The organism is Phenylobacterium sp., assembly GCF_036563385.1.
Lineage (GTDB): Bacteria > Pseudomonadota > Alphaproteobacteria > Caulobacterales > Caulobacteraceae > Phenylobacterium.
Map to the genome: position 1 here is coordinate 154597 of NZ_DATCML010000011.1, position 23407 is coordinate 178003.

The 23407-nt window shown below is 70.6% G+C and carries 16 protein-coding genes; 5 read left to right on the forward strand and 11 right to left on the reverse strand.

Features of this window, described 5'->3' with window-relative positions:
- The first annotated feature begins 98 nt into the window (after positions 1-98).
- Positions 99-371, forward strand: coding sequence for a hypothetical protein (locus VIL67_RS08900; protein WP_332048522.1), 273 nt, complete (start codon positions 99-101; stop codon positions 369-371).
- A 170-nt stretch (positions 372-541) separates the two neighbouring features.
- Positions 542-3205 (forward strand): bifunctional acetate--CoA ligase family protein/GNAT family N-acetyltransferase, encoded by a 2664-nt coding sequence (locus tag VIL67_RS08905; protein WP_332048523.1) that lies wholly within the window; start codon positions 542-544, stop codon positions 3203-3205.
- A gap of 165 nt (positions 3206-3370) precedes the next feature.
- On the opposite strand, the gene VIL67_RS08910 is transcribed toward VIL67_RS08905, so the two are convergent.
- Both VIL67_RS08910 and VIL67_RS08915 read right to left on the reverse strand, forming a co-directional pair.
- Positions 3371-4699, reverse strand: coding sequence for a pectate lyase family protein (locus VIL67_RS08910; RefSeq protein ID WP_332048524.1), 1329 nt, complete (start codon positions 4697-4699; stop codon positions 3371-3373).
- Between the two features lie 22 nt (positions 4700-4721).
- Positions 4722-7667, reverse strand: a complete 2946-nt coding sequence (locus VIL67_RS08915; protein WP_332048525.1) for a TonB-dependent receptor — start codon at positions 7665-7667, stop codon at positions 4722-4724.
- A gap of 278 nt (positions 7668-7945) precedes the next feature.
- Between VIL67_RS08915 and VIL67_RS08920 the strand changes: the two genes are divergently transcribed.
- Complete coding sequence (locus tag VIL67_RS08920; RefSeq protein ID WP_332048526.1) at positions 7946-8191, forward strand: hypothetical protein; 246 nt, start codon at positions 7946-7948, stop codon at positions 8189-8191.
- 70 nt (positions 8192-8261) lie between these two features.
- Here VIL67_RS08920 and VIL67_RS08925 read toward each other — a convergent pair whose 3' ends face one another.
- The 4 genes from VIL67_RS08925 to VIL67_RS08940 form a co-directional block, all read right to left on the reverse strand.
- Positions 8262-9470 (reverse strand): acyl-CoA dehydrogenase family protein, encoded by a 1209-nt coding sequence (locus VIL67_RS08925; RefSeq protein ID WP_332048527.1) that lies wholly within the window; start codon positions 9468-9470, stop codon positions 8262-8264.
- A 111-nt stretch (positions 9471-9581) separates the two neighbouring features.
- Positions 9582-9983 (reverse strand): MerR family transcriptional regulator, encoded by a 402-nt coding sequence (locus VIL67_RS08930; protein WP_332048528.1) that lies wholly within the window; start codon positions 9981-9983, stop codon positions 9582-9584.
- A 10-nt stretch (positions 9984-9993) separates the two neighbouring features.
- Positions 9994-11175 (reverse strand): acyl-CoA dehydrogenase family protein, encoded by a 1182-nt coding sequence (locus tag VIL67_RS08935; protein WP_332048529.1) that lies wholly within the window; start codon positions 11173-11175, stop codon positions 9994-9996.
- Between the two features lie 10 nt (positions 11176-11185).
- On the reverse strand, positions 11186-13558 hold the full coding sequence (locus VIL67_RS08940) for a TonB-dependent receptor (RefSeq protein ID WP_332048530.1): 2373 nt from the start codon (positions 13556-13558) through the stop codon (positions 11186-11188).
- A gap of 137 nt (positions 13559-13695) precedes the next feature.
- On the opposite strand from VIL67_RS08940, the gene VIL67_RS08945 reads away from it, so the two are divergent.
- Positions 13696-14460: a helix-turn-helix transcriptional regulator gene (locus VIL67_RS08945; RefSeq protein WP_332048531.1), complete on the forward strand. Its 765-nt coding sequence runs from the start codon at positions 13696-13698 to the stop codon at positions 14458-14460.
- A gap of 10 nt (positions 14461-14470) precedes the next feature.
- Here VIL67_RS08945 and VIL67_RS08950 read toward each other — a convergent pair whose 3' ends face one another.
- The 4 genes from VIL67_RS08950 to VIL67_RS08965 form a co-directional block, all read right to left on the reverse strand.
- Positions 14471-16066, reverse strand: a complete 1596-nt coding sequence (locus VIL67_RS08950; protein WP_332048532.1) for a fatty acid--CoA ligase — start codon at positions 16064-16066, stop codon at positions 14471-14473.
- Between the two features lie 28 nt (positions 16067-16094).
- Positions 16095-16985, reverse strand: coding sequence for an oxygenase MpaB family protein (locus VIL67_RS08955; protein ID WP_332048533.1), 891 nt, complete (start codon positions 16983-16985; stop codon positions 16095-16097).
- A gap of 257 nt (positions 16986-17242) precedes the next feature.
- Positions 17243-20017 carry a TonB-dependent receptor gene (locus VIL67_RS08960; RefSeq protein ID WP_332048534.1) on the reverse strand — a complete coding sequence of 925 codons (2775 nt, stop codon included), beginning with the start codon at positions 20015-20017 and terminating at the stop codon, positions 17243-17245.
- A gap of 151 nt (positions 20018-20168) precedes the next feature.
- Positions 20169-20852 (reverse strand): TetR/AcrR family transcriptional regulator, encoded by a 684-nt coding sequence (locus VIL67_RS08965; RefSeq protein ID WP_332048535.1) that lies wholly within the window; start codon positions 20850-20852, stop codon positions 20169-20171.
- 191 nt (positions 20853-21043) lie between these two features.
- On the opposite strand from VIL67_RS08965, the gene VIL67_RS08970 reads away from it, so the two are divergent.
- On the forward strand, positions 21044-21889 hold the full coding sequence (locus tag VIL67_RS08970) for an enoyl-CoA hydratase-related protein (protein ID WP_332048536.1): 846 nt from the start codon (positions 21044-21046) through the stop codon (positions 21887-21889).
- Positions 21890-21892: 3 nt separating this feature from the next.
- Here VIL67_RS08970 and VIL67_RS08975 read toward each other — a convergent pair whose 3' ends face one another.
- Positions 21893-23392 (reverse strand): tryptophan halogenase family protein, encoded by a 1500-nt coding sequence (locus VIL67_RS08975; RefSeq protein WP_332048537.1) that lies wholly within the window; start codon positions 23390-23392, stop codon positions 21893-21895.
- Between the last annotated feature and the right edge of the window lie 15 nt (positions 23393-23407).

Below are 23407 nucleotides of genomic sequence, written 5' to 3' on the forward strand. Positions count from 1 at the left end.
GGTTTGCCGCAGGGGCCGCGGAGTCGCCTTGATCCACGTCAAGGCATCGCCGCGCCCGCTCGGGTGATCTGGGGCGGCAACCTCGAAAGGCCCTCCCCATGCGCCGTACGCCCGATACGTCCAGCGACGCCCTCGTCCGCGGCGGCCTGGCCAGCGCGGGCGCGGCCCTGCTCGCCTCGGCCGCCCTGTCCGGCAAGCTCGCCTTCGAGCACATGACCCTGCTGGGCGGCGTCTGTGGCGACGCCGCGCAGGCCGCGCAGGCCGCGCACTGCGGCTGGTGCGCGGCCGCCGTGGCGCTCGGCCTGGCCGGCTTCACGAGCTTCGCCGCAGCCCTGCAGCCGTCCCTGCGCGCCGCCCGTCGGCGGGTCTGAGTCCGGCAAGTTGCGCCGGACCGTTCGGGTGAGTGGCTGACGTCGCCAGGCTCCACCGCCTCGCGAGACCGCGATTTGCCCGGTGGGCGGGGAACCTCTACCCCTGCCCCCGGGTCCCGCCTTGACGGGGATCAGGGCCCCATCGCCACCCGCAAGGCACGAGATCCGCCATGACTACGCGCAACCTCGACGCCCTCTTCCATCCGCAGGCCATCGCCCTGGTGGGCGCCAGCAACACGCCGGGCTCCGTCGGCCAGGTGATCGCCCGCAACCTGCTGAACGCCGGCTTCGCCGGACCCGTCCTGCCGGTGAACCCGCGCGCCGCTTCCTTAGGCTCGTCGCTCGCCTATCCCACCGTCTCGGCCCTGCCGCGTCAGGTCGACCTGGCGGTGGTCGCCACCCCGGCCGAGACCGTGCCTGGCGTGGTCGCGGAGCTGGGCGCCCACGGCTGCCGCGCCGCCGTGGTAATCAGCGCCGGGGTGACCCCTGACCTGCGCCAGGCCATGCTCGACGCGGCGCGGCCGCACCTCCTGCGGGTGGTCGGTCCCAACTGCCTGGGCTTCATCTCCCCGCGCGTCGGGATCAACGCCAGCTTCGCCCACGTGACGCCCGAGCCCGGCGGCCTGGCGCTCGTGGCGCAGTCAGGCGCCATCTGCGCCGCGGCGCTCGACTGGGCCAAGCCTCGCGGGATCGGCTTCAGCCACGTGATCAGCATCGGCGACGCCGCCGACGTGGACTTCGGCGACCTCCTCGACTTCCTGGCCTTGGATCCCGACACCAAGGGCATCCTGGTCTACCTGGAGAGCATCTCCGACGCGCGGAAGTTCATGACCGCCGGCCGCATCGCCGCCCGCGCCAAGCCCGTCGTGGTCATCAAGGCGGGCCGCACCAACGCCGGGGCCGCGGCGGCCTTCTCCCACACAGGGGCGCTGGCCGGCGCCGATGCGGTCTACGACGCCGCCTTCCGGCGGGCCGGCATGCTGCGGGTCGGCGGCCTGCGGGAGCTGTTCGATGCGGTCACCACGCTTTCCGCCGGCCTCCGGGTGCATGGGGACCGCCTGGCGATCCTGACCAACGGCGGCGGCGCCGGCGTCATGGCCGCTGACGCCCTGGCCGACCGCGGCGGCCGCGTGGCCGAGCTGCAGCCGGAGACGGTGGCCGCCATCAACGCCGCGGCGCCGAAGACCTGGTCGCACGGAAATCCGGTGGACATCATCGGCGACGCCCGCCCAGCTCTCTATGGCCGGGCTCTCGAGGCCCTGCTCGCGGACCGCCAGAACGACGCGATCCTGGTGATGAACTGCCCGACCGCGGTGGCCTCCTCCACGGACGCCGCCCGCGCCGTGGTCGCCGCGGCGCCGACGCGCCCGTTCGGACGCCCCATCCTCACCTGCTGGCTCGGCGACCAGGCGGTGACAGAGGGGCGCCGGCTCTTCGTCGCGGCCGGCCTGCCCACCCACGAGACGCCGGACGAGGCGGTGCGCGCCTTCATGCACCTGGTCGACCACCGCCGGAACCAGGAGCTGCTGATGCAGACCCCGGCGGACCGTCCGCCCCGCGCCGCCGACGCCGCGGCCGTGCGCGGCATCGTCGACGCCGCCGTCGCCGAAGGCCGCCTGACCTTGACCGACCCGGAGGCCCGCGCCGTGCTCAAGGCCTACGGGCTGCCGGTGGTGGAGGACCGCACGGCGCGCAGCCCGGCCGAGGCCGCCGCCGCCGCCCGGGAGCTCGGCGGCGCCCTGGCGCTGAAGATCCTGTCGCCGGACATCAGCCACAAGTCGGACGTGGGCGGCGTGGCCCTCGACCTGCAGGGCCCCGCCGACGTGCTCGAGGCGGCCGAGGCCATGCTGGCTCGTGTCCGCGGCGTCCGTCCTGAGGCGCAGATCGACGGCTTCGTGGTCCAGCCGATGGTGAACCGTCCCGGCGCCCACGAGCTGCTCTGCGGGATCACGCAGGATCCCACGTTCGGCCCGGTGGTCCTGTTCGGCCACGGCGGCGTGGCCACCGAGGTGCTGGCCGACCGCAGCATCGGCCTGCCGCCCCTGAACGACGTCCTCGCCGGGGACATGATCCGCCGCACCCAGGTCTGCCGCCTGCTCTCCGGCTTCCGCGACCAGCCTGCGGCCGACGTGGACGCGGTGGCCGACGTCCTGATCACGCTTGGCGAGATCGCCAGCAGCGTGCCCGAGCTGGCCGAGCTGGACATCAACCCGCTGCTGGCCGACGCCCGCGGCGTGCTGTGCCTGGACGCGCGCATCCGCCTGCGCCCGCCGGGCGCCGCGCCCTCCCGGCCGGCCATCTTGCCCTATCCCCAGGCGCTGGAGCGCACCGTAGCCCTCGACGGCGGCGGGGGCCTCCTGGTCCGCCCGATCCGGCCCGAAGATGCGCCGCGCATAGAGGACCTGATCGACCGCTCCACGCCCGAGGACGTGCGCCTGCGGTTCGCCTCCGGCTTCCGTCACCTGCCCCCCGGCTGGGCCGCCCGCCTGTCGCAGATCGACTACGACAGGGAGATGGCCCTGGTAGCGCAGAACGCCGACGGCGAGATCCTGGGCGTCAGCCGCATCGTCGGCGACCCCGAGGGGGAAACCGCGGAGTTCGCCCTCATGGTGCGCAGCGATCGCCAGCACCGCGGCCTGGGCGGTCTGCTGCTGCGCGCTGTCCTCGACCATGCCCGCGCCAGGGGCGTGAAGGAGGTCTGGGGCGACGTGGCCCGCCACAACGACCGCATGCTGGAGCTCGCCGACAACCTCGGTTTCGGCCGCCGGGCTGGCGAGGACGTCGCCCGCGTAAAGGTGGTCAAGCGCCTGGACCTCGCCCCGCAGCCCGCCTGAGCGCGAGGCCGAAATGAAGAGCGCCCCCGGGCGGGTCCCGGGGGCGCTCAACCAGCCTGCTTTGCTCCGGGGGACGGGCGCGGCGACTGGGTCTCGACGGATCCCTTTTCGCGCATCCGCGACGGCCCAGCTTTGCGCTCGATCAAATCCGCAGCTTTTTCCGGCTCAGGCCGCCAGCTCCGCCAGCCATTCCTCGAGGTTGGTCCAGCCGTCCCGGTCGCCGTCCGCCGCATCGTCCGGGCGCGCGGGATCCAGCCCACGGGCGCGTTCCCAGGCGTCGGGCATGCCGTCGCCGTCGCGGTCCGGGCGCGGGGCGCCCGACGCCAGCGTGGGCCAGCCGCCCACGCTCGCCTCCGTGTCGATGATCCGGCCGGTGCGGCGTCGAACGCCGTCCACCACCCGCGTGTCCACCGCGTCGCGCGGTTTCGTGGCGCCCGCGCGAGCGAGCACCGCCTCATAGGCCGCCGCCGCGCCGTGGGCGCGCACCGGCGCCACGTCCGGGGCGGCCGTCAGCCGGTACTCCGGCGGCGGTGTCCCGATCACCAGGCTCCAGGGATCGGCAGGGACCTTTCCGTCCATGCTGTTGCCGGCGAACCAGGCCCGGGCGAGGCTGTTCTTCTCCTCGAAGGCGTAGGCCCCCTTCGAGTCGGGCCCCCGCACATAGGCGTTGTCGACGAAGCTGTACGTGGCCTTCGCCGCCGTGTCGGCGTTGTAGCCCGCACGCTCCCGCCCCCAGTTGTAGAAGACGTTCGAGCGGAACTCGAGGAGCGGTCCGATCGGGTCCTTGTCCGGCCCGTTGTAGTTCCCGGGCCGCGGCATGCGCGCGTTGTGGTTGGCCCAGAGGTTGTGGTGGAAGCTCATCCGGGCTCCGTGACCGCCGCGGATCAGCGAGCCGTAGCCGTGCTCCCCCTTGGCGTGAGCCGACTTGTTCAGGCTCTCGGCGATGATCGACCACTGCACCGTGACGTCATAGACGCCGGCTTCCGGAGGATCGTAGCGCGAGCCCGCCGACAGGGTCTCGTCCACCGACCAGCTGGCCGAGACGTGGTCCAGGATGATCCGCCGCCCCCGCACGATGTCGATGGCGTCGGCCTGCACGCCGGTCTCGTCGCCGAGCCTCGAGCGGATGTAGCGGATCACCACGTCGTCGGCGGCCACCACCAGGGGCTGGTCGCGGAGCGTGATCCCGCCGCCGGGCGCCGTCTGCCCGGCGATGGTGATCCGGCCTTCGCGGATGCGCAGCGGCGTCTTCAGCCGGATGGTCCCGCCGGTCTCGAACACCACCGTGCGCGGACCCTTGGCCTCCACCGCGGCCCGCAGGCTGCCCGCCCCGGAGTCCTCCAGGTTGGTGACCTTGATCACCGTCCCCCCGCGGCCGCCCAGCGACAGCCGCCCGGCCCCCTCGGCGCCGGGAAAGGCCACAAGCTCCCCCGGCGGCGGCGGCGGCACGGAGGCGCAGGCGCTCGCCGCAAGGCCGAGCGCCACGAGAGCCATGCGCCGCACTGCGCCCACCGCCCTAGAACCGGTAGCGCACGCCCGCGTAGTACTGCCGGCCGCTGTGGATGTAGGTCGACGGGCTGTTGCGCACGCTGTCCACATAACGGTCGTTGTACTCGTCCGTGAGGTTCAGGCCTTCGAAGGTGAGGCTGAAGTTGTCGTTGATGGCGTAGGACACCGACACGTCGACGTTGAACGTCTCGTTCTTGCCTTCCACGTCGTTGTTGTTCTGGCCCGGGATGCGGGTCAGGTAGCCGTCGCGATAGGCCGCCGAGACGCGCGCCGAGAGCCGCTCGTCCTCGTAGTACAGCGTCGCGTTGTACGAGCTCTTCGAGAGGTTCAGCAGGTCGTTCTTCACATAGGCCGTGCCCGCCGTGCTCGTGGCGTAGCTGATCTCGGACTTCACCCGCGTGTAGTTCAGCAAGGCCCCGAAGTTGCCGGTCCACTCGGGCAGGCCGAAGCGCTCGGGCAGGAAGGTGAACGGCTGCTGGTAGGCGATCTCGAAGCCCTTCAGCGGCCCGCCGGGCGTGTTGATGAAGGTGGTGAAGTCCCACAGCTCCGTGCCGTCGTAGTTGGAGGGCACGATGGTGGCTTCCTGGCCCGCCAGCGGACCCTGGCTGAACGGGATGTCGTCGATCCGCAGGTTCTGGATGTAGGTCGAGATGTCCTTGTAGAAGAAGGCGAAGGACAGCAGCGACTCCGGCGCGAAGTACCACTCGGCGCTGACGTCGTAGGTGGTCGCCCGGAACGGCTTCAGGAACGGGTTGCCCAGGTTCGCCGAGGGGTTCGAGCGGTTGGACGTGGTGGTGGAGCCGCCGGGGTTCAGCGAGGTCAGCGTCGGGCGCGCCATCACCTTGGCGGCGCCGAAGCGCAGCACCAGGTCGTCGCGCACGTCATAGGCCAGGTTCACCGACGGCAGCAGGTCGTTGTACTTGTTGACCACCGTCACCAGGGTGCCGCTGTTGCGCGACTGGTAGCCTTGGGCCATCAGCTCGGTCTCGACGTAGCGCGCGCCCAGATCGCCCCGCAGGGTGCGGCCGAACAGGTTGTCGAAGCGGAAGCTCGCCTGGCCGTAGAGGCTGAGGTCGTCCTCGTTGATCACCTGGTTCAGGCGCCGCGCATCGCCGTTGGTCGGCCCCGTCAGGCGGAAGTCGTCCGGGTCGTCCGCCGCCCCGCCCGGCGCGGGGCCGTTGCAGTTGCAGTAGATGTTGTAGGCCTGAGCGAAGGCCTCCACGTTCGGCACGATCCAGCGGCCGGGCGCCCCGGCCGGCAAGCCCGAGCCGAAGCCCGACAGCGTCGACGAGAGGCTCGCCAGCGTCACGCCGGCCGGCAGGGAGGTGACGCTGTCGGTCTGGTTCTGCCGGCGCTGTTCGTAGGTGAAGAAGTCGTACTTCTTCAGCGCCGCGCCCCACTTGAAGGTCAGGCCGTCGAACGCGTCGAAGGCGAAGTCCACGCGGCCGGTCTCCAGCACGTTCTCCACGCCCTGCGGGCGCAGGCGCACCTCGGTCAGCAGGGCGTTGGCCGTGCCCGCCGGAGTCACCGCCCACTGCGCCGGGTCGGCCGGGTCGAAGCCCAGCACCATCTCGGGCATGCGGGCGTTGTCGCGGTAGTCGAACGAGAAGCCGTCGACGTTCTGACGCTCGAAGGTGACGTGGGTCTGGATCGGGTTGTCGAAGTCGGAGAAGGCGCGGCCGGCCACCAGGCTCACCCGGAAGCGGTCGTTGAACTCGTGATCCACCGACAGGGTCCACTGGGTGAACTCGGTGGAGATGTCCGAGTAGGTGGACGAGGTGCGGAAGTCGACGTTGTCGAAGCGGCCGTAGACCAGTTGCCCGTTCTCGTCGACTTCGGCGGCCAGCACGTGGGTCTGCGGCTTGCCGCCCACCGTGGAGTCGCGGCTGAAGGAGATCGCCGACAGGCCGGTGTCCTGGCGCACGGTGTCCAGCTTGGCCAGCAGGATGTCCAGGTTCACGTTCGTCCGGTCGGTGGGCTTGAACTGGATCGCGGCCGTGACGCCCAGCCGGTCGTTCTCATAGTCGTTGCGGCTGTAGGCCGGCAGCCGCGGGTGGAAGGTGGTGGCCGCGCTGGCCAGCTGGTAGGCGGCGATGTTCTCAGGCGTGGCGGCCGGCCGCGGGACGCCCGTGGCGCAGTTCGCGGCCGTGGCTCCGATGGCGGTGGAGTTCGGGCGGTTCTGCGGGGTCACCCCCACCGGGCTGCAGAAGCCCTGCACAGATGGCCCGTTGTCCCAGCGCGTGGAGTTGTAGCCCTCTTCGCGCACGTTGCGCTTGGTGTAGGCCACCGAAACCAGCGCGCCCAGGCGGCCGTCCAGCCAGGTGTCGCTGACCAGGAAGGCGACGCGCGGGTCGTATTCCTTGGCCAGCTCGTTGTAGCCCATCTGGGCCGAGGCGGCGAAGGTGAAGTCCTTGTAGTCGAAGGGGCGCGAGGTCTGCAGGTCCACGGTCGCGCCGAGGCTGCCTTCCTCCACTTCCGCCGCTTGGGTCTTGCGCACCGTGATGCTCTGGAAGAGCTCCGAGGCGAAGATGTTGAAGTCGAAACCCCGGCCGCGGTTCGTGCCGGCGCCCGAATCCGGCCCGCCGGTCGTGGCCAGGGCCTCGATGCCGTTCAGCCGCACGCGGGTGAAGTCGGGACCAAGGCCGCGGACGCTGATCGAGCGCCCTTCCCCGGCCTCCCGGTCGATGGCGACGCCGGGGATGCGCTGGATGGATTCCGCAAGGTTGTTGTCGGGGAAGTCCGCAATGTCCTCGGCCTTGATGACGTCGACGATCGCGGTTTCGGCCCGCTTCACCTCGACCGCGCCGGCCAGGCTCGCCCGGAACCCGGTGACCACCAGCTCCTCGACCTCGCGCTCCTGGGCGAGCGCCGGGGCGGAAACCGCAAGCGCGGCCGTCAGCGCCGCAAGCGAAACACCCGTGCGCGCCACGGCGCGCGTGGAAATCCTGGACACCTGGGCCTCCCCCAAACCTTATTATGACACCGGTGTCAGAATCTCCGCTGAGAAACCTGACACCGGTGGCAAGGCTAGCCGAAGGGTCGAACGTGGCGCAATCCTTTGTTTTTCGGGGCAAATACTGTGTCGCATCGCCGACACAAGGCATAGGGCGTGACTTTGGCGAGCCCGCATCGTACCCTTGGGCATCGTCGGCAGATGCACTTTCGTGGGCGCCGACGGCTGAGAGACGGACTTCCGCGGTCCAAAGCTCCCGCCTTCGCCGGAGCTCGACTATGCCCCAGTACACCTTCTATCCCGCCACACCGAACGGCTCGATCCTGACCTTCGAGGCGCGTGATCTCGACGGCGAGGCCGGGGCCATGGTGTGCGCCGAACTGCTGCTGGCGCAGCACCGCAGCTGCGCCTCGGTGGCTGTGTGGAGCGAAGACCGTCTGCTGCTGGTGGTGTACCGCGCCCTGCTCCCCGAACAGCTGCGCCTCCCGGCCGAACCGGTCGAGCGCGCGCCGATGCTGGCCTAGCCCCCGGCGACGCCTTCAGATCGTGCTGGACGGCTGACCGGCTGCGCCCTCGGGCGCAGCCTTTTTCATGTCAGGCGGAGTGGGTGCTGTCGGGCAGGCCCAGGATGCGCTTGGAGATGATGTTGTTCTGGATCTCGGACGAGCCGCCGTAGATCGACATCGCCTTCCCCCACAGCCAGCTGCGGACCGCCTCGATCTCCTCTTCCGAGAAAGCCTCGCCCTCCCAGCCGAGCCCCTGGTGGCCCATCAGTTCGAGCAGCAGCTCGGCCCGGGTCTGGGCCACGCTGGTGGCCGAGTTCTTCAGCACCGAGGCGGCGTTGGTCGCCCCGTTGCCCTTCGACTCCGCCGCCGCCCGGGCGAGGGTCAGGCCGTGCACGCGCGCGTCCATCAGGTGCTTGTTGATCCGCACGCGCAGCTCGGCGTCGGCGATCCGCCCCTTGGCGTCCACGCCCACGTAGCGCTTGGCGAGCTCCTGCAGCGGCGTCGCCTTGCCGCCGCTCGGCGCGCCCGTCTGGCTCGCCCGCTCGTGCTGCAGCAGGCGCTTGCCCACGGTCCAGCCCTCGTTGAGCTTGCCGAGCACCGCATCCTTCGGCGCCACCGCGTCGGTGAAGAAGGTCTCGCAGAACGGCGAGGCGCCGCTGATCAGCGAGATCGGCCGGGGTTCGATGCCCGGCTGATGCATGTCGATGAGCATGAAGGTGATGCCCTCATGCTTCTTGGCCGTCGGGTCGGTGCGCACCAGCGCCCCGCACCAGTCCGACCACTGGGCCCCGCTCGTCCACGTCTTCTGGCCGTTGATTTTCCAGTGGTCTCCGGCGTCCTCGCAGCGCATCTGCAGGCTGGCCAGGTCCGAGCCGGCGTTGGGCTCCGAGTAGCCCACGCACCAGCGCACCTCGCCCTTCACGATGGGCGGGATGTGCTTCCGCTTCTGCTCTTCGGTGCCGTAGTCGAGGATGGTGGGCCCGATCATCGTCACGCCCATGCCGAAGGTCAGGGGGTTGAAGGCCCCGGCCCTGGCCATCTCCTGCTGCAGCACGCGGGCCTGGGCGTTAGAGAGCCCGCCGCCGCCGTACTCGGTCGGCCAGGTGGGGGTGCCCCATCCCTTCGCGCCGATCCGCTCCTTCCAGAGCTTCAGGTCGCCCTCGGGCTTCAGGCCTTCCATCATGGCCATGGCGAGGCCCGCCTTCCCCGCGAGGCTCTCGGGGAAGTTCTCCTTCAGCCAGCCACGCGCCTCGGCGCGGAAGGCTTCCAGGTCCACGTCGCCGCCGAAATCCGCCATCTCAACTCCCTTCCCGCGGCGCTTGTCCCGCGGTTGTCGGGGAAGAGGCTAGACACCCGCCGCAACGTCAGTCCAGCGCCCGCGCGCCGCGGCGTGCGGGCGCACCGGGCTTTATTCGGCGGCGACGCCCATGGCCGGGTTCAGCCGTCGCGAGGCCTGGGTCAGCGCCTCGATGGCCTCGTCCACCTCGCGCCGCTGGGCCTCCAGCTCGGCGATCCGCTGCCGGAAGACGCCCAGCGCCTTGGCGTTCTGGGCCGCCTCCCCCTGCTCCTCGTAGGCGTCGAGGATGTCGCGGATCTGCGCCAGCGACAGGCCTACGCGGCGACCGCGGACGATCAGCGCCAGGCGTGCGCGGTCCTTGTAAGAGTAGACCCGCTGCAGGTCCCGGCGGCCCGGGAAGACCAGCCCCTGCTCCTCGTAGAACCGCAGCGCCCGGGCGGTGACCCCGAACTCGCGGCACAGCTGGGTGATGGAATAGGTCCGGTACGGCGGACGGCGAAGGTTGGGTCGCATGAATTCCTCCTCAGAGCCCCAACACCAGGCGGGCGATGATGTCCCGCTGGATCTCGTTCGAGCCGCCGTAGATCGAGGCGGCGCGGTTGTTCAGGTAGCGCGGCATGGCGGTGAGGCTGTAGGCCGGCCCCACCGGCTCGACGTTCGACCCCGGTTCCCGGGCATGAGGCTGGTCCACCTCGGCGTAGGCTCCCGCCGCCTCGATGGTCAGCTCGTCGATCCGCTGCATGGCCTCGGTGCCGTTGATCTTCAGCATCGACGAGGCCGGCCCCGGGTTCTTGCCGCTGGCCAGGGCCGAGAGCACGCGCCGCTCGGAGATGTCGATGGCCAGGGTGGCGATCTCGGCCTCGGCCAGCCTTCGCCGGTAGTGCGGGCTGTCCGCCCCCTCGGCGTTCGCAATGGTCCGGGCCCGCTCCAGAGCCAGGTGCAGGCCCGGCGCCGAGCCCCCGCCCCGCTCGAACTCCAGCAGGTGCTTGGCCACCGTCCAGCCCTGGTTCTCCTCGCCGATGCGGTTGGCCTTGGGCACGCGCACGGCGTCGAAGAAGACCTGGTTCACCTCGTGCTCGCCGGCCAGGGTGATGATCGGCTTCACGCTGATCCCGGGACTTTGCATGTCCAGCAGCAGGAAGGTGATCCCCGCCTGCGGCTTGCCCTGGTTGCTCGTGCGCACCAGGCAGAACATCCGGTTGGCCCACTGGGCGTGGGTCGTCCAGATTTTTGACCCGGATAGAATATAGTCTTCGCCGTCGCTCTCGGCCCTGAGCTGCAGCGACGCCAGGTCCGAGCCGGCGCCGGGCTCGGAATAGCCCTGACACCAGTAGTCCTCGCCCGACAGGATCCGGGGCAGGTAGTGCGCCTTCTGCTCCGGCGTGCCGAAGCCCATGATCACCGGCCCGACCATCCGCAGGCCCATGGGGGCCAGCGGCGGCGCGCCGGCCCGGGCGCATTCGGCGGCGAAGATGTAGCGCTGCATCTCCGTCCAGCCGGGCCCGCCGTATTCCTTCGGCCAGCTGGGGGCCGCCCAGCCCCGCGCGTTCAGGATCCGCTGCCACGGCAAGGTGTGCTTGGGATCGCAGAACACGCTGGTGGTCAGCCGTCCGGCCGCCTGAAGCTCAGGTGTCAGATTGTCGGCGAGGAAGGCGCGGACCTCGTCCCGGAACGCCCGGTCTTCTGGGGTGAGGTCGAGGTCCACGCGCCGCCTCCTAGAACCGCGAGCGCAGGGTCACGCCGACGGTGCGCGGCGCGCCCAGGAAGGCTGCGTAGGTGCCCGACTGCAGCGGCTGGTCCACCACCACCTGGTAGTAGTCTTCGTTGGTCAGGTTCTGGGCGAAGAGCTCCAGGGTCCAACGCTCGTCCGCCGCGCCCACGCCCACTCGGGCGTTGTAGATCGTCAGCGGCTTCTGGTTCTTCAGCGGGTCGAGGTTCGAGCCCGTGTTGTACCGCGAGGTGTAGCGGCTCGAGAGGCTGGCCCGCAGCTTCATGGTGTCGCTCAGGTCGGTCTCGTAGGCCGCCGACCATGAGGTGGACCACAGGGGCGCGTACGACAGCCGCGAGGTGGGCAGCCGCGGCCCGACCCCGGGGCCGGGGACGAAATTGCCGTACTGGGTGACGGCGTAGGTCACCCCGCCGTTGAAGGTCAGGCCCTCCACCGGCGTGCGGTAGACGAAGTCCAGGTCGATCCCCTTCGAGGTCACCTTCGGGATGGAGGCGACCACGAAGCTGATGCCGGTGAAGGTGTTCAGCTGGAAGTCCTTGAACGTCTGGTCGAACGCCGCGGCGTTCAGCACCAGCGACGAGCCCAGGTTGCTCTTGAAGCCCGCCTCAAAGCTCTCGACGGTCTCCGCCGCGAAGCTGGTGTCCGGGTTGATCTGGCCGGGCGCGAAGCGGGCGCGGTCCAGGTTGAAGCCGCCGCTCTTGTGGCTCGAGGCGTAGGACACATAGGTCATCAGCGACGGGTTGAAGCGGTAGCTCAGCTTCACGGTGCCGCCGAGGCGATCCTCGCTGCGCTCCTGGCGGGTGGTGATGTTGTTGAACGCCGGGTCCGAGCCGGGCGCGCAGAGCGCCGAGCGGGCCGCCGCGGGGATCGGCCGGGCGATGGCCGCCGCGCAGGCATTGGCGGGCGCCGTGTTGCTGTAGCGGGAGGTGACCTTCTTGGTCTCCTCGGTGTAGCGCAGGCCGAAGGTCAGCTCGAGGGCGTCGGTGATGTGCCACGTGTTGTTCGTGAACACCGCCCAGCCCTTGGTGGAGTGGTCATAGGCGTCCAGCGAGCCTTGGCCAGGGATGTAGTTCTGCCCCGCCGGGATGCCCGTGAGGGCCGACACCGTGTTCGGGTTCGCCCCGCCCGACAGCAGCAGGCCGAAGTAGGTCTCGTAGGCCGTGCCGTAGGGCGTGAAGGCGCTCGTATCGAGCTGCTCGTCCGAATAGAAGCCGCCCACCAGCCAGTCGATCGGACCGCTGGAGCCGGCCAGCCGGACTTCCTGCGAGAAGGTCTCGAACTTGGCGAAGGTCCGGCCGTCGTCCGGTCGGTACCAGATGTCGGCCGACGAGAAGTCGATGTCGTTGGCCTGCCGGTTGTCCCAGTCGCGCCACGCCGTGATCGAGGTGAGCGTCACCTCGTCGTTCAGCTCCCAGTCGGCCTGCAGCGACACGCCGCGGTCTTCGATCTTCTGGTTGGACTCGCGGTTCGCGTAGGCCAGGCGCCGGAACGGGTCGGCAGGCCGCAGGGTGCCGGCGTCGGCCGACAGCGCATCGATGATCGCGCCCGTCGGGCCGACAAGGGTGGTGACGTTGAGGCAGCAGTGCTCGTCGCGCTTGGTCCAGTCCGCCAGGAAGCGCAGCGACACGGTGTCGGTGGGCAGCCACAGCAGCTGGCCGCGGACGGTGCTGACGTCCTGGTCGTCGTTGCGGTCCTGGGTGCTCGGCCCCGCCCCGTTGCTGACGTGGTAGAACCCGTCGCGCACTCGCCGCGCGGCGAACAGCCGGCCCGCCACGGTCTCGCTGATGGGCCCGGTCACCGAGACCGAGGCGCTGCGGTGGTCGTAGTTGCCGGCGCTGAGCTCGGCGGCCGCGCTGAAGTCGAATTCCGGCGCCTTCGTGATCACGTTGATCACGCCGGCGGAGGTGTTCTTGCCGAAGACGGTGCCCTGCGGCCCCTTCAGCACCTCGATGCGCTCCAGCTCGCCGAGATCGTTGAAGGCGACGCCGCTGCGCGCCCGGTAGACGCCGTCGATCACCGTCCCCACCGAGGACTCCAGGCCCGGGTTGTCGCCGATGGTGCCGACGCCGCGGATCCGGATCGAGGTCTGCGCCCCGCCGGTGGAGGACGTGACGCTGAGGCCGGGCGTCAGGACCTGCAGGTCCTTCACGTCGCGCACGCCGGCGTCCTGCAGCTGCTGGCCCGACACGACCGTGACCACGATCGGCACGTCCTGCAGGTTCTGCTCGCGCTTCTGGGCCGTGACGATCACCGCCTCGACCTCGGCGCCCGCCGACGCCGGCGCCTGGGCCTGCGCCTGGTGGGCGCTGCACGCAAAAGCGATGACCGCCGCAGACGCGGCGTACTTGTAGAGCTTCATCCGTCCTCCCCGTCCGCCCTTGCCCGGGCGGCTTGTCTCTTGATCCGTCACGCCGAAAGGCGAGCCATGCTCGGAGCTTGCGGACGGGGCCGCGCGGGAACAAGCTAGCGGAAGTGATAGGGAGGACCGCTTCGGCCATGGTCGCCGCGCAGCCAGCCCCCGGATTGGCCCTTGCCGAGGGTTTCGCACGCCAGCTGGCGTCGCTCGCGGCCGAGATCGGCCTGCCCTACCTCGCCGCCGCGGCGGACATCTCCAGCCCGCGCCCGCCGGTTGGCGTCGATGGCCGTCCGTTGGCGGAGACCATCTTCCGCTGGGTGGACCCCGACCTCCGCTACTGGGAGGACCGGGGCTTCGCGCTGCGCGCCGCCTTCATCCACGCCGCGCGCCAGTGCGCCGAACCCTTCTGGTTCCGGGACGGCACCTTCGGCTCGTGGCGGCCCAACGCCGTGCTGGACGCGCTCAGCCACGAGGGGCCGATCGAGACGTTCGGGGTGGGCGCCGCCATCGTGACGCCCACCTACCTGCCTGGCGGCGTGATCGGCGCTGTGGTCTGGGCCACGCCCGACGCTGACTTCGACGTCCAGCCGGTGTTCGACGCCCGCGCGGGCGAGCTGCAGTCCAAGGCGCTGCGCTTCGTCGCCGCCTACGACGAGGCGGCCGGTGGGGCCCATCCGCCGGCGGTGCGGCTCACGCGGCGCGAGATCCAGTGCCTGAAGTGGGCTGCCGCAGGAAAGACGGACGTGGAGATCGGCCAGATCGTCGGCATCAGCCTGCCGACCGTCCGCTTCCACATCACCAACGCATCGCGCAAGATGGGCGTGAACGGCCGCACCCAGGCCATCCACCACGCGGGCGCCCTTGGCTACATCGGCGCCGAGCGGCCGAGGCCGACCGCCGCCTGACCGGCCTGGCCTAGTTCACCTGCCGCGTGCGGCCCTTCCAGTAGGGGTCGCGCAGTTCGCGCCGCAGGATCTTGCCCGAGGCGTTGCGCGGCAGGGCGTCGACGAAGTCGACGCTCTTCGGCGCCTTGAAGCCGGCGATGCGGGTGCGGGCGAAGGCGATGATCTCCTCCGGGTCGGGTCGGTGGCCGGGCTTCGGCGCCACCACCGCCTTCACCGCTTCGCCCCATTTCTCGTCCGGGACGCCGATCACCGCCACCTCCGCCACGTCCGGGTGGCCGTAGATCGCGTTCTCCACCTCGGCCGGATAGATGTTCTCCGCGCCGGAGATGATCATGTCCTTCACCCGGTCGTGGATATAGAGGTAGCCGTCCTCGTCGAGATAGCCGGCGTCGCCCGTGCGCAGCCAGCCGTCGCGGTCCACGGTCGCGGCGGTCGCCTCGGGCAGCTTCCAGTAGCCGGCCATGTTGGAGACCGAACGCGTGGCCACCTCGCCCACGGTGTGCGGGGGCAGCGGATTGCCGTCGGCGTCGATAACCTTGATCTCCACGCCTGGCATCGGGACGCCCGCCGCGCGCATGCGGGGACTGCCGGCCGGCGTGTGGTCCTCCGGCGGCAGGTAGACGATGGTCCCGCAGGTCTCGGTCATGCCGTACTGCTGGACGAAGCCGCAGCCGAACACCTCCATGCACTCGCGCAGCAGGTCCAGCGGGATCGGCGAGGCGCCGTAGAGGATGTACTTCAGCCGGCTGTAGTCCACCTGCCGGGCGCGGGGCTGGCGCACCACGATCTGCATGGCGGCCGGCACCATGAACATCTTCGAGACCCGATCCTGCTCGATGTAGTCCAGCACCTTCAGCGGGTCGAACTCGCGGGCGACCACGCCCTTGGCCCCGTTGTAGAGCCCGACGATGCCCCAGCCGGTGCCGCCGATGTGCGCCACAGGCATGGCCACAAGGCTGATGTCGTCGGGCGCCCAGCTGTTCCAGGCCATCTCCGCCTCGGCCGCGCGACGCCGGCCGGCGAGGATGTTGTCGTGGTTCAGCATCACGCCCTTGGGCTTTCCCGTCGTGCCGGAGGTGTAGAGCTGGACCGCGATGTCCTTGGGCGAGATCGCCACGCCAGGGTCGCTGTCGGCCTGGGCGTCGCGCCAGGCTTCGTACGTCGGATAGTCCCCGGCGCCGGGTTCCATGGCCACCACTGTGGGCCGGCGCTCCAGCAGGCCCGCGACCTCCGGGGACTGGCCGATCACCTCCGGCCCGACGAAGACGATGGGCGCCTCGCTGTCCTGGACGATGTAGGCCACTTCCGGCGGCGCCAGGCGCCAGCCGATCGGCGTCATCACCACCCCGGCCTTGGCGGCCCCGATCAGCAGCTCGAAGTAGTGGTCGCTGTTCTTGCCCACATAGGCGATCCGCTGTCCGACCTTCAGCCCCGCCGCGACCAAGGCGTTGGCGACCTGGTTCGCGCGCCGGTCGAAGGTGGCGAAAGTGGTCTCCCGCCTCTCGAAGGTCAGGGCCACGGCGCTCGGCCGCTCGCGGGCGTGGTAGCGGGCGATGTCGCCCAGGGTGGGCATCTGGTCGAAGTCGACGGCGGAAGTCTCGGTCATGGGGCGATCTGGCCCGGCCGCCGTCACGTCAGGCAAGCCTGCGCCCCACCCGCGCATGCGCCTGGCGCACCACCTCGCCCGGCGCGCGGCCGGCGGCCAGCGCAAGGCCCCGAAGCAGCGGCTTCGCCGCGGCCAGGCCGAGCCCGTTGGCCGGCAGCTCCAGCTTGCGGACCAGGTCTCGCGGCAAGAGGTCAATCGCGGCCTGCACCACGAGCGGCTGCAGCGCACGGCCGGCCAGGCCCAGGGGCGAGGTCGTGGACACGATGTGCAGGAACTCGCCGATGATCGGGTGCGGCACGAGCTTGGGCCGCATCCGGTCGAACCAGGCGTCCACCTCGGCCACCGACCCCGGCGGGTCCACCGCGCCGAAGGCCCGGCCCAGCCGCCCGCCCTCGGCGTGGTAGCGGTCCTGGTCGGCCAGGCTCATTCCCGGCTCCACATAGCGGCGGTAGGCGTTCAGGAATCCCCAGCCTGCGGTGATGTGTACCCAGGTCATCAGCTCGGGCTCGAGCGCGGTGTAGGCCTGTCCCTCGGGCGTCACGCCGGACACCCGCGCGTGCATGCGGGTCACCATGTCCACCCGCGCCTGAGCGGCCTTCGTCGGCCCGTAGGTGGTGATCAGCGTCGCCTCGCCGGTCCGCTGCATGCGGGTCAGGGGATCGGTGCGGAAGATGGAGTGGTCCCAGACGCCGCTGCGCACACGCGGCTCCGCGAGCTCCAGGATGACCGCCGCGACACCCCCGATGGCGAGCGCGATGGGATTGGCGTGCACCTTCCAGGCCATGGAATCCGGCCCGAAGAAGCCAGGGTCTCCCTTGGGCTCCAGGTAGTTGGTGCGGCCGGCGCCCGGCCCGGCGAGCGTCCTGTCCAGCAGCCTGGCGGCGCGGTCGGCGGGGGCGGGCGTGTCGAGGGTGGTCATGGCGATCTCCGAACTCGGGCGCTTCATCGTAGATCCGAGCGAGGCTCGGAAAACTCGGATTGCCGCCACGTGCAGCTGTCCGCGCCCCGCGAGCTTTGGCCAGCGAAATCAAGCTGCTGCGGCCGAATGGTCCGGAGGCCGTGAAGATTCCGTCCGGCGGGCTCGGATCCGCCGGACGGCAGTGCGACGCGGGTTGGGAGGCGCCGCGCCCGATCCTGGGCCCGTAGATCCGAGCGGGCCCTCTGACGCCGGCCGCGTCAGAACTGCTTCGTGACCGAAATCCCGTAGGTGCGCGGCTCGGTCAGAAAGATGTTGGTGAACAGGCCCGAGGTGTCGTCCGTCAGGTACTGGTCGGTGATGACGGTCTTGTCCTCGAGGTTCTTCACGTAGGCCTGGACGGTCCAGCCCCGCGACGGGTTGTCGAGGATCAGCGAGGCGTTGGTGTTGGTGTAGCTGTCCAGCCGGTCGTTGATGGCGTTGTAGATCCGGGCGAAGGACCTGGCCTGGTAGTAGAAGTCGGCCCGGGGCGTCAGCGTCCAGCCGCCGCCGAGTTCCCAGCGGTACTGAGCGCCCAGCGACAGCGTCCAGTGGGGCGAGTTGGGCAGCTCGTTGCCCTCCAGCTGCGCGGGGATGCCCGGCAGCGGGTTGATCGTCACCAGCGTGGACAGCGGCCCGCCGGTGGCGAAAGCCCCCTGGCAGATCCCCAGGTCAGTCCGGCCAGGCACGCCCGTGAAGGCGAGGGCCGGCACGAGCCCGGCGTTGATCGCCGCCTGCAGCTGCGCCACCTGCGCCACCGGGGCGATGCAGTTCGAGAAGCTGCCGCCGTTCTTGACCGTGACGTAGCCCGGATCGCCCTGCGTCAGGTTGATCAGGTCGAGCGCGCTGGTCCGCGCCAGCTTTGTGTCCAGGTAGCCCAGGGCGCCGTTGAACCGCAGGCCCGGCGCGGGCTCCCAGATCCCCTCCAGCTCCGCGCCCCAGATCTTGGCGTCGATGTTCACGTTGACCGAAGTCCGCTGGATGATTTGCGAGACCTGGTAGCCCTTGTAGTCGTAGTGGAAGGCGGCGGCGTTCAGCACCAGCCGCCCGCCGAACAGGGTGTTCTTCGCCCCCACCTCCAAGGCGTCGATGAACTCCGGCTCGTAGGCGTCAGGGAACAGGTGCTGGCCCGCCGACTGCGGCGGGTTGAAGCCGCCGCCCTTGTAGCCCCGTGCGTAGGACGCATAGACCAGGGTGTCGTCGGTGAAGCCGACGTCGGGCGACCACTCCAGGTTCAGCCGGCCGGTCACCTCCTGGAACTTCACCGACTGCACCGGCAGGGGGCGCAGGCCGACGCTAGGGGTGAACAGGCCGGGCTCGAAGGGCTGGGCGCGCTTGCGGTCGTCTGTGTAGCGCAGCCCCGCCGTCACCCGCAGCTCGTCGGACAGGGCGTAGGTCGCCTCGCCGAACGCCGCATAGGAGCCGATCTGGTAGCGGGTCCGGTTGTCGAAGTAGTTGTGGCCCGAGCCGTCTGGGATCGGGCTGGGGTCCACGTACTGGCACTGCGGCAGGTTCAGCCCGCCGGTCAGTGGACAGCCCGGCGTGGCCGCGTTGAACAGCGCCATGCTGACGGCCGTCAGGGTGTTGCTGGTGACGTAGTAGTCGCTGACCGTCTTGAACCGCTGGTAGCTGGCGCCCAGGCTGAAGTTGAACGGGCCCTCGTAGGCCGACTGCAGCCGAAGCTCGATCGTGCGCTGCACGCTGTCCCCGCGGCTGAAGTCGATCGTGCGGAACTGGTTCGACGCGCCCACCTGCGGGTCGGTGAACACCCCGCCCGGGGACAGGGGCGTCACGTTGAAGGTCTGGGTGGGCGTCGTGCGGTTGTAGTCGGCCTGGGTGAAGCCGTGGTTCTCGGCGTAGCTGCCGGTGGCTGTCAGGGTCAGGTGCTCCGACAGGTTCCAGGTGAGCGCGGCGATCACCACGTCGGCCTCCGACCGGTACATGGGGTCGAAGGCGGACTCGATGTTACGCAGGTTCGGGTCCTGCACCTTGCCGGCGTAGGCGTCCCCGGTGATCAGCCCCGTCAGGACGCCCAGGCCCCCGCCGAGCGTGGCGGCGCTGTTCACCGCCCCCAGCGCCTCGGGCGAGGAGAGGTCGCCCTGCCGGCAGCCCTGGCTCATGTAGAACTGGGTGGAGCGGCCCGGCAGGTTGGTGGGCACCCCGCCCACGCTGGTCGGGCCCGGGTCCTTGATGCACAGCTGCTTGGCGAGCCGGGCGCGGTTGTCGTCCTCCTGGAAGTGCTCCCACATGATGTCGGCGGTGATCGCCTCCACGGGCGTCCAGCGCACGCTCAGCCGCCCGGACCACAGGTCGCGGCCGTCGATGTGGTGGCCGGTGATCAGGTTTCGGCCATAGCCGTCCCGCTTCACGTAGCTGCCCGCCGCCCGCACGGCGAGGCGGTCGCCGATCGGCACGTTGACGTAGCCGTTGGCCAGCCTGGAGCCGAAGGCGCCCGCCTCGGCGGTGATCCGCGCCGAGAACTCGTCGCCGGGCTTGGCGGTGATGATGTTGATCAGCCCGCCGGTCGTGTTGCGGCCGTACTGCGTCCCCTGCGGGCCGCGCAGCACTTCCACGCGCTCCACGTCGTAGAAGTTGGCGTCGGCGAGCGTATTGGCCTGCAGCGGCACGTTGTTCTGGTGCACGCCGATCGCCGCGTCGGCGCTGGTCGCCACCAGCTTGGTGCCGATGCCGCGGATCTGGAAGTTGTAGCCGCCGAAGTTGGCCCGGCTGAAGGTCACGTTGGGCACGGCCAGCAGGAGGTCGCGCCCGCCCTCGATCTTCTGGTTGCGCAGGGTCTCCTCCGAGAAGGCGGAGACCGCGATGGGCACGTCCTGGATGCTCTGCTCGCGCCGCTGGGCGGTGACGACGAGCTCCTCGATCGTGCGGGGCTGGGCGGCGGCCGGCCTTGGCTGGGCCAGCGCGGGCGCGGCGGTGATCAGGACGGCGGCCGAGACGCCAAGCGCCAGCCTCCGCCGCATGGACGGCGTGTGTTGCATCGACTTCCTCCCTGGCCGGGACGCTTGTGGTCGCGTTCCTCGGGCCTGCAGCAGGGCGGCGCCCGCGTGGCGGAGGCCCCCTCCCGGAGGAAGTGTCCGGCCGATTACCCGAGCGGCCTACTCGGGTTCTCCCGCGCCTGCCGCGGGCGGATCACTCGGAAACGGACGCCATCTCGCCGGCGACGGGATCGCGCCCGAGCGCCATGCGGAAGGTGAGCCGGGCGAGCTCGTGCTCCAGCACCGCCCGGCGGCCGGGCGGCCCCTCGAGGAAGGCGATCTCCAGCATGGCGCTGAACAGCATCTGCGAGATCAGCCAGGTGTCGGCCTGCGGCTCGGGCAGCTCCAGCCGGGTGGGCGAGCGCACCCGGATATCCTGGCAAAGCTCGGTCAGGGCCGCCCGCGCCTCCTGGAAGGCCGGCAGCCGCAGCACGAAGGGCGCCTCTTTCAGCAGCACGGTGAACACGTTCTCCGGCGCCCGCAGCGCCCCCACGCCGGCTCGGATCAGGTGCTCCACGCCCGCGAAGGGCGCCAGGCCCACCGTCTCCTCCACCGCCTGCGCCATCCGCACGACGAGCCGGCGGCAGGACTCCGCCGCCAGGGCGGCGACGATCGACTCCCGGTTCGGGAAGTACTCGTAGAGCGTGCCGATGCTCACCCCCGCCCGCTCGGATATGGCGTTGGTGGTCAGCGCCTCGTAGCGGCCGTGGGCCAGCATCTGGGCGCAGGCGTCGACGATGGCGGCGAAGGTGGCCTGCGAGCGCGCCTGCCTGGGCCGCTTGCGCGGCTCCAGCTCGCCGAGCGGGGCGACCGCCGCCCGCGTGACCGAAGTGACCATGCCGCCTCCCGGGAACGGCCGCCGGCGTGTCGCGCCGGGCTTTTCAAGCGACCGTCCCCCAGCTCCGCCACGTCGCCAAGCTCTCGAAACTGATAGGGCGCCCTGGGCGGAAGGCGTGGTCCTAGGGCGCTGGACTGACGTGGCGTCCGGCGGCGGACGGTTCGGGCAAACCGGCCGCAGCGGAGCCGCCCATGAGCTACGAGACCCTGCTCTACGAGATCGAAGGCCCGATCCTCACCCTCACCCTGAACCGGCCGGACAAGCTCAACGCCTACACCGCCGTCATGGGCGCGGAGCTCGAGGACGCCTTCCGCCGGGCCGACACCGACGACGCGGTCCGCGTGATCATCGTCACCGGCGCCGGCCGCGGCTTCTGCGCCGGCGCGGACATCTCAGGGGGCGCAGGCGCGTTCGACAGCCAGGCCGAGGGCTCGGTGGCCTTCGCCACCCCGGACCGGCCGCGCAGCGGCGGCGGCGGCGGCGCGGGTTTCGTGGGCGCCATCTTTCACTGCCGCAAGCCGTCCATCGCCGCCATCAACGGCCCCGCCGTAGGCGTCGGGGTCACCCTGACCCTGCCCATGGACATCCGGATCTGCGCCGAGGCGGCGAAGTTCGGCTTCGTCTTCGCCCGCCGCGGCCTGGTGCCCGAGGCCGGCAGCGCCTGGTTCCTGCCTCGCCTGGTCGGCCTGCCCCAGGCGCTGCGCTGGTGCCTGTCGGGCCGCCTGTTCCCCGCCGATGAAGCCCGGGACGGCGGCCTGGTCAGCGAGGTGGTCCCGCAGGACCGGCTGCTCGCCCGCGCCCGCGAGATCGCCCTGGAGATCGCCGAGACCACCGCCCCGGTGTCCATTGCGCTCACCCGCCAGATGCTCTGGCGCTACGCCGGCCAGCCGGACCCGTTCGACCTGCTGAAGGTCGACGGCGCGCTCGCCATGCAGCTGGGCGCCGGCCCCGACGTCCGGGAGGGTGTCGCCGCCTTCCTCGAGAAGCGGCCGCCGCAGTTCCCGGGAAGGGCCTCCGAAGCCCCCGCCCTGCCCTAGGCCTCAGGCGGGCTCGGCCGTCCGCGCGCCCACATAGCCGTCGAGGAACTGCTGGTGGCTCGGCAGCCGCTCCACCGCCCGGGCGATATTGCCCTTCAGGTCGGACAGGGCCTGCTTCAGCTGCGCGGGCGGCATCAGCCGGCCTGCCAGGTGCCAGCCTTCGGGCTCCAGCCGCTGGCCCAGCATCACCTGCAGCCAGGAGTCCACCTGGAACAGCTCGCCCGCCGCCTGGTAGGCCTGGGCGCCTTCCCGGAACAGTTCGATGCGGTGCGCCAGCGAGTCCGGGACCGGCATGTCGCGCACATGCCGCCAGAAGGGCGCGTCGTCCCGCTCGGTCAGCTTGTAGTGCAGGACGATGAAGTCGCGGATCGCCTCCAGCTCCGCGTCCTGCAGCCGGTTGAAGCGCTCGGCCAGCGCCGGGCTGATCCCCTGGAAGGGGAACAGCTGCATCAGCCGCAGCACCCCGATCATGATCATGTGGATCGAGGTGGACTCCAGGGGCTCCACGAAGCCGCTGGCCAGGCCCAGGGCCACCACGTTCTTGTCCCAGCTCGTCCGGCGCTTGCCCGTCACGTAGCGGATCACCCGCGGCGTCATCAGCGCCTCGCCCTCCACCTGGCTCAGCAGGAAGGCGCTCGCCTCGTCGTCGCTCATGAACTCGCTGCAGTAGACCAGGCCGTTGCCCACCCGGTGCTGCAGGGGGATCCGCCATTGCCAGCCGGCGGTGTGCGCCATGGCGCGGGTGTAGGGGACGGCCGGGCCCACGGAGACCGTCTGCAGGGGGATGGCGCTGTTGGTCGGCAGCCAGCGGCTCCAGTCCTCGTAGCCCGCCTTCAGCGTCTGCTCGATCAGGAGGCCTCGGAAGCCGGTGCAGTCGATGAACAGGTCGCCGTCCACGCGCTCGCCCCGCTCCAGCACCAGCGCCCGGACGTACCCGCTCTCCGGGTCCTGCTCGACCCGGGCGATCTTGCCCTCCACCCGGCGGACCCCGTCCTTCTCCGCCATGGCCCGCAGGAACTTGCCGTAGAGGGTGGCGTCCAGGTGATAGGCGTAGTTCAGCGTGTGGCCCTCGCCCGTGGCGAACTTCCGCGCCTCCATGGCCTTGAGCTCGTAGCAGTAGTCCCCCAGCTCGCCGCCGAAGCCCTGCGCCCGGGCCTCCAGCCACATGTGGTGGAAGCCGGCGAGCCAGGTCCCCTTCCCCACCTGGCCGAAGGAGTGGATGTAGCGGTCACCCAGCCTCGACCAGTCGTCGAACAGGATGCCCAGCTTGAAGCTGGCCATGGTGGCCCGCATGAACTCGCGTTCGTCGATGCCCAGCAGCTGGTTGAAGGTCCGCGCCGTGGGGATGGTCGACTCCCCCACCCCCACCGTGCCGATCTCGTCGGACTCCACCAGGGTGATCTCGACCAGCCGGCCCAGGTGACGAGCCAGCGCCGCCGCCGCCATCCAGCCTGCGGTCCCGCCGCCGGCCACCACCACCTTCTTCACGACCTGACCTTGCATGGGCGTCTCCCCGGC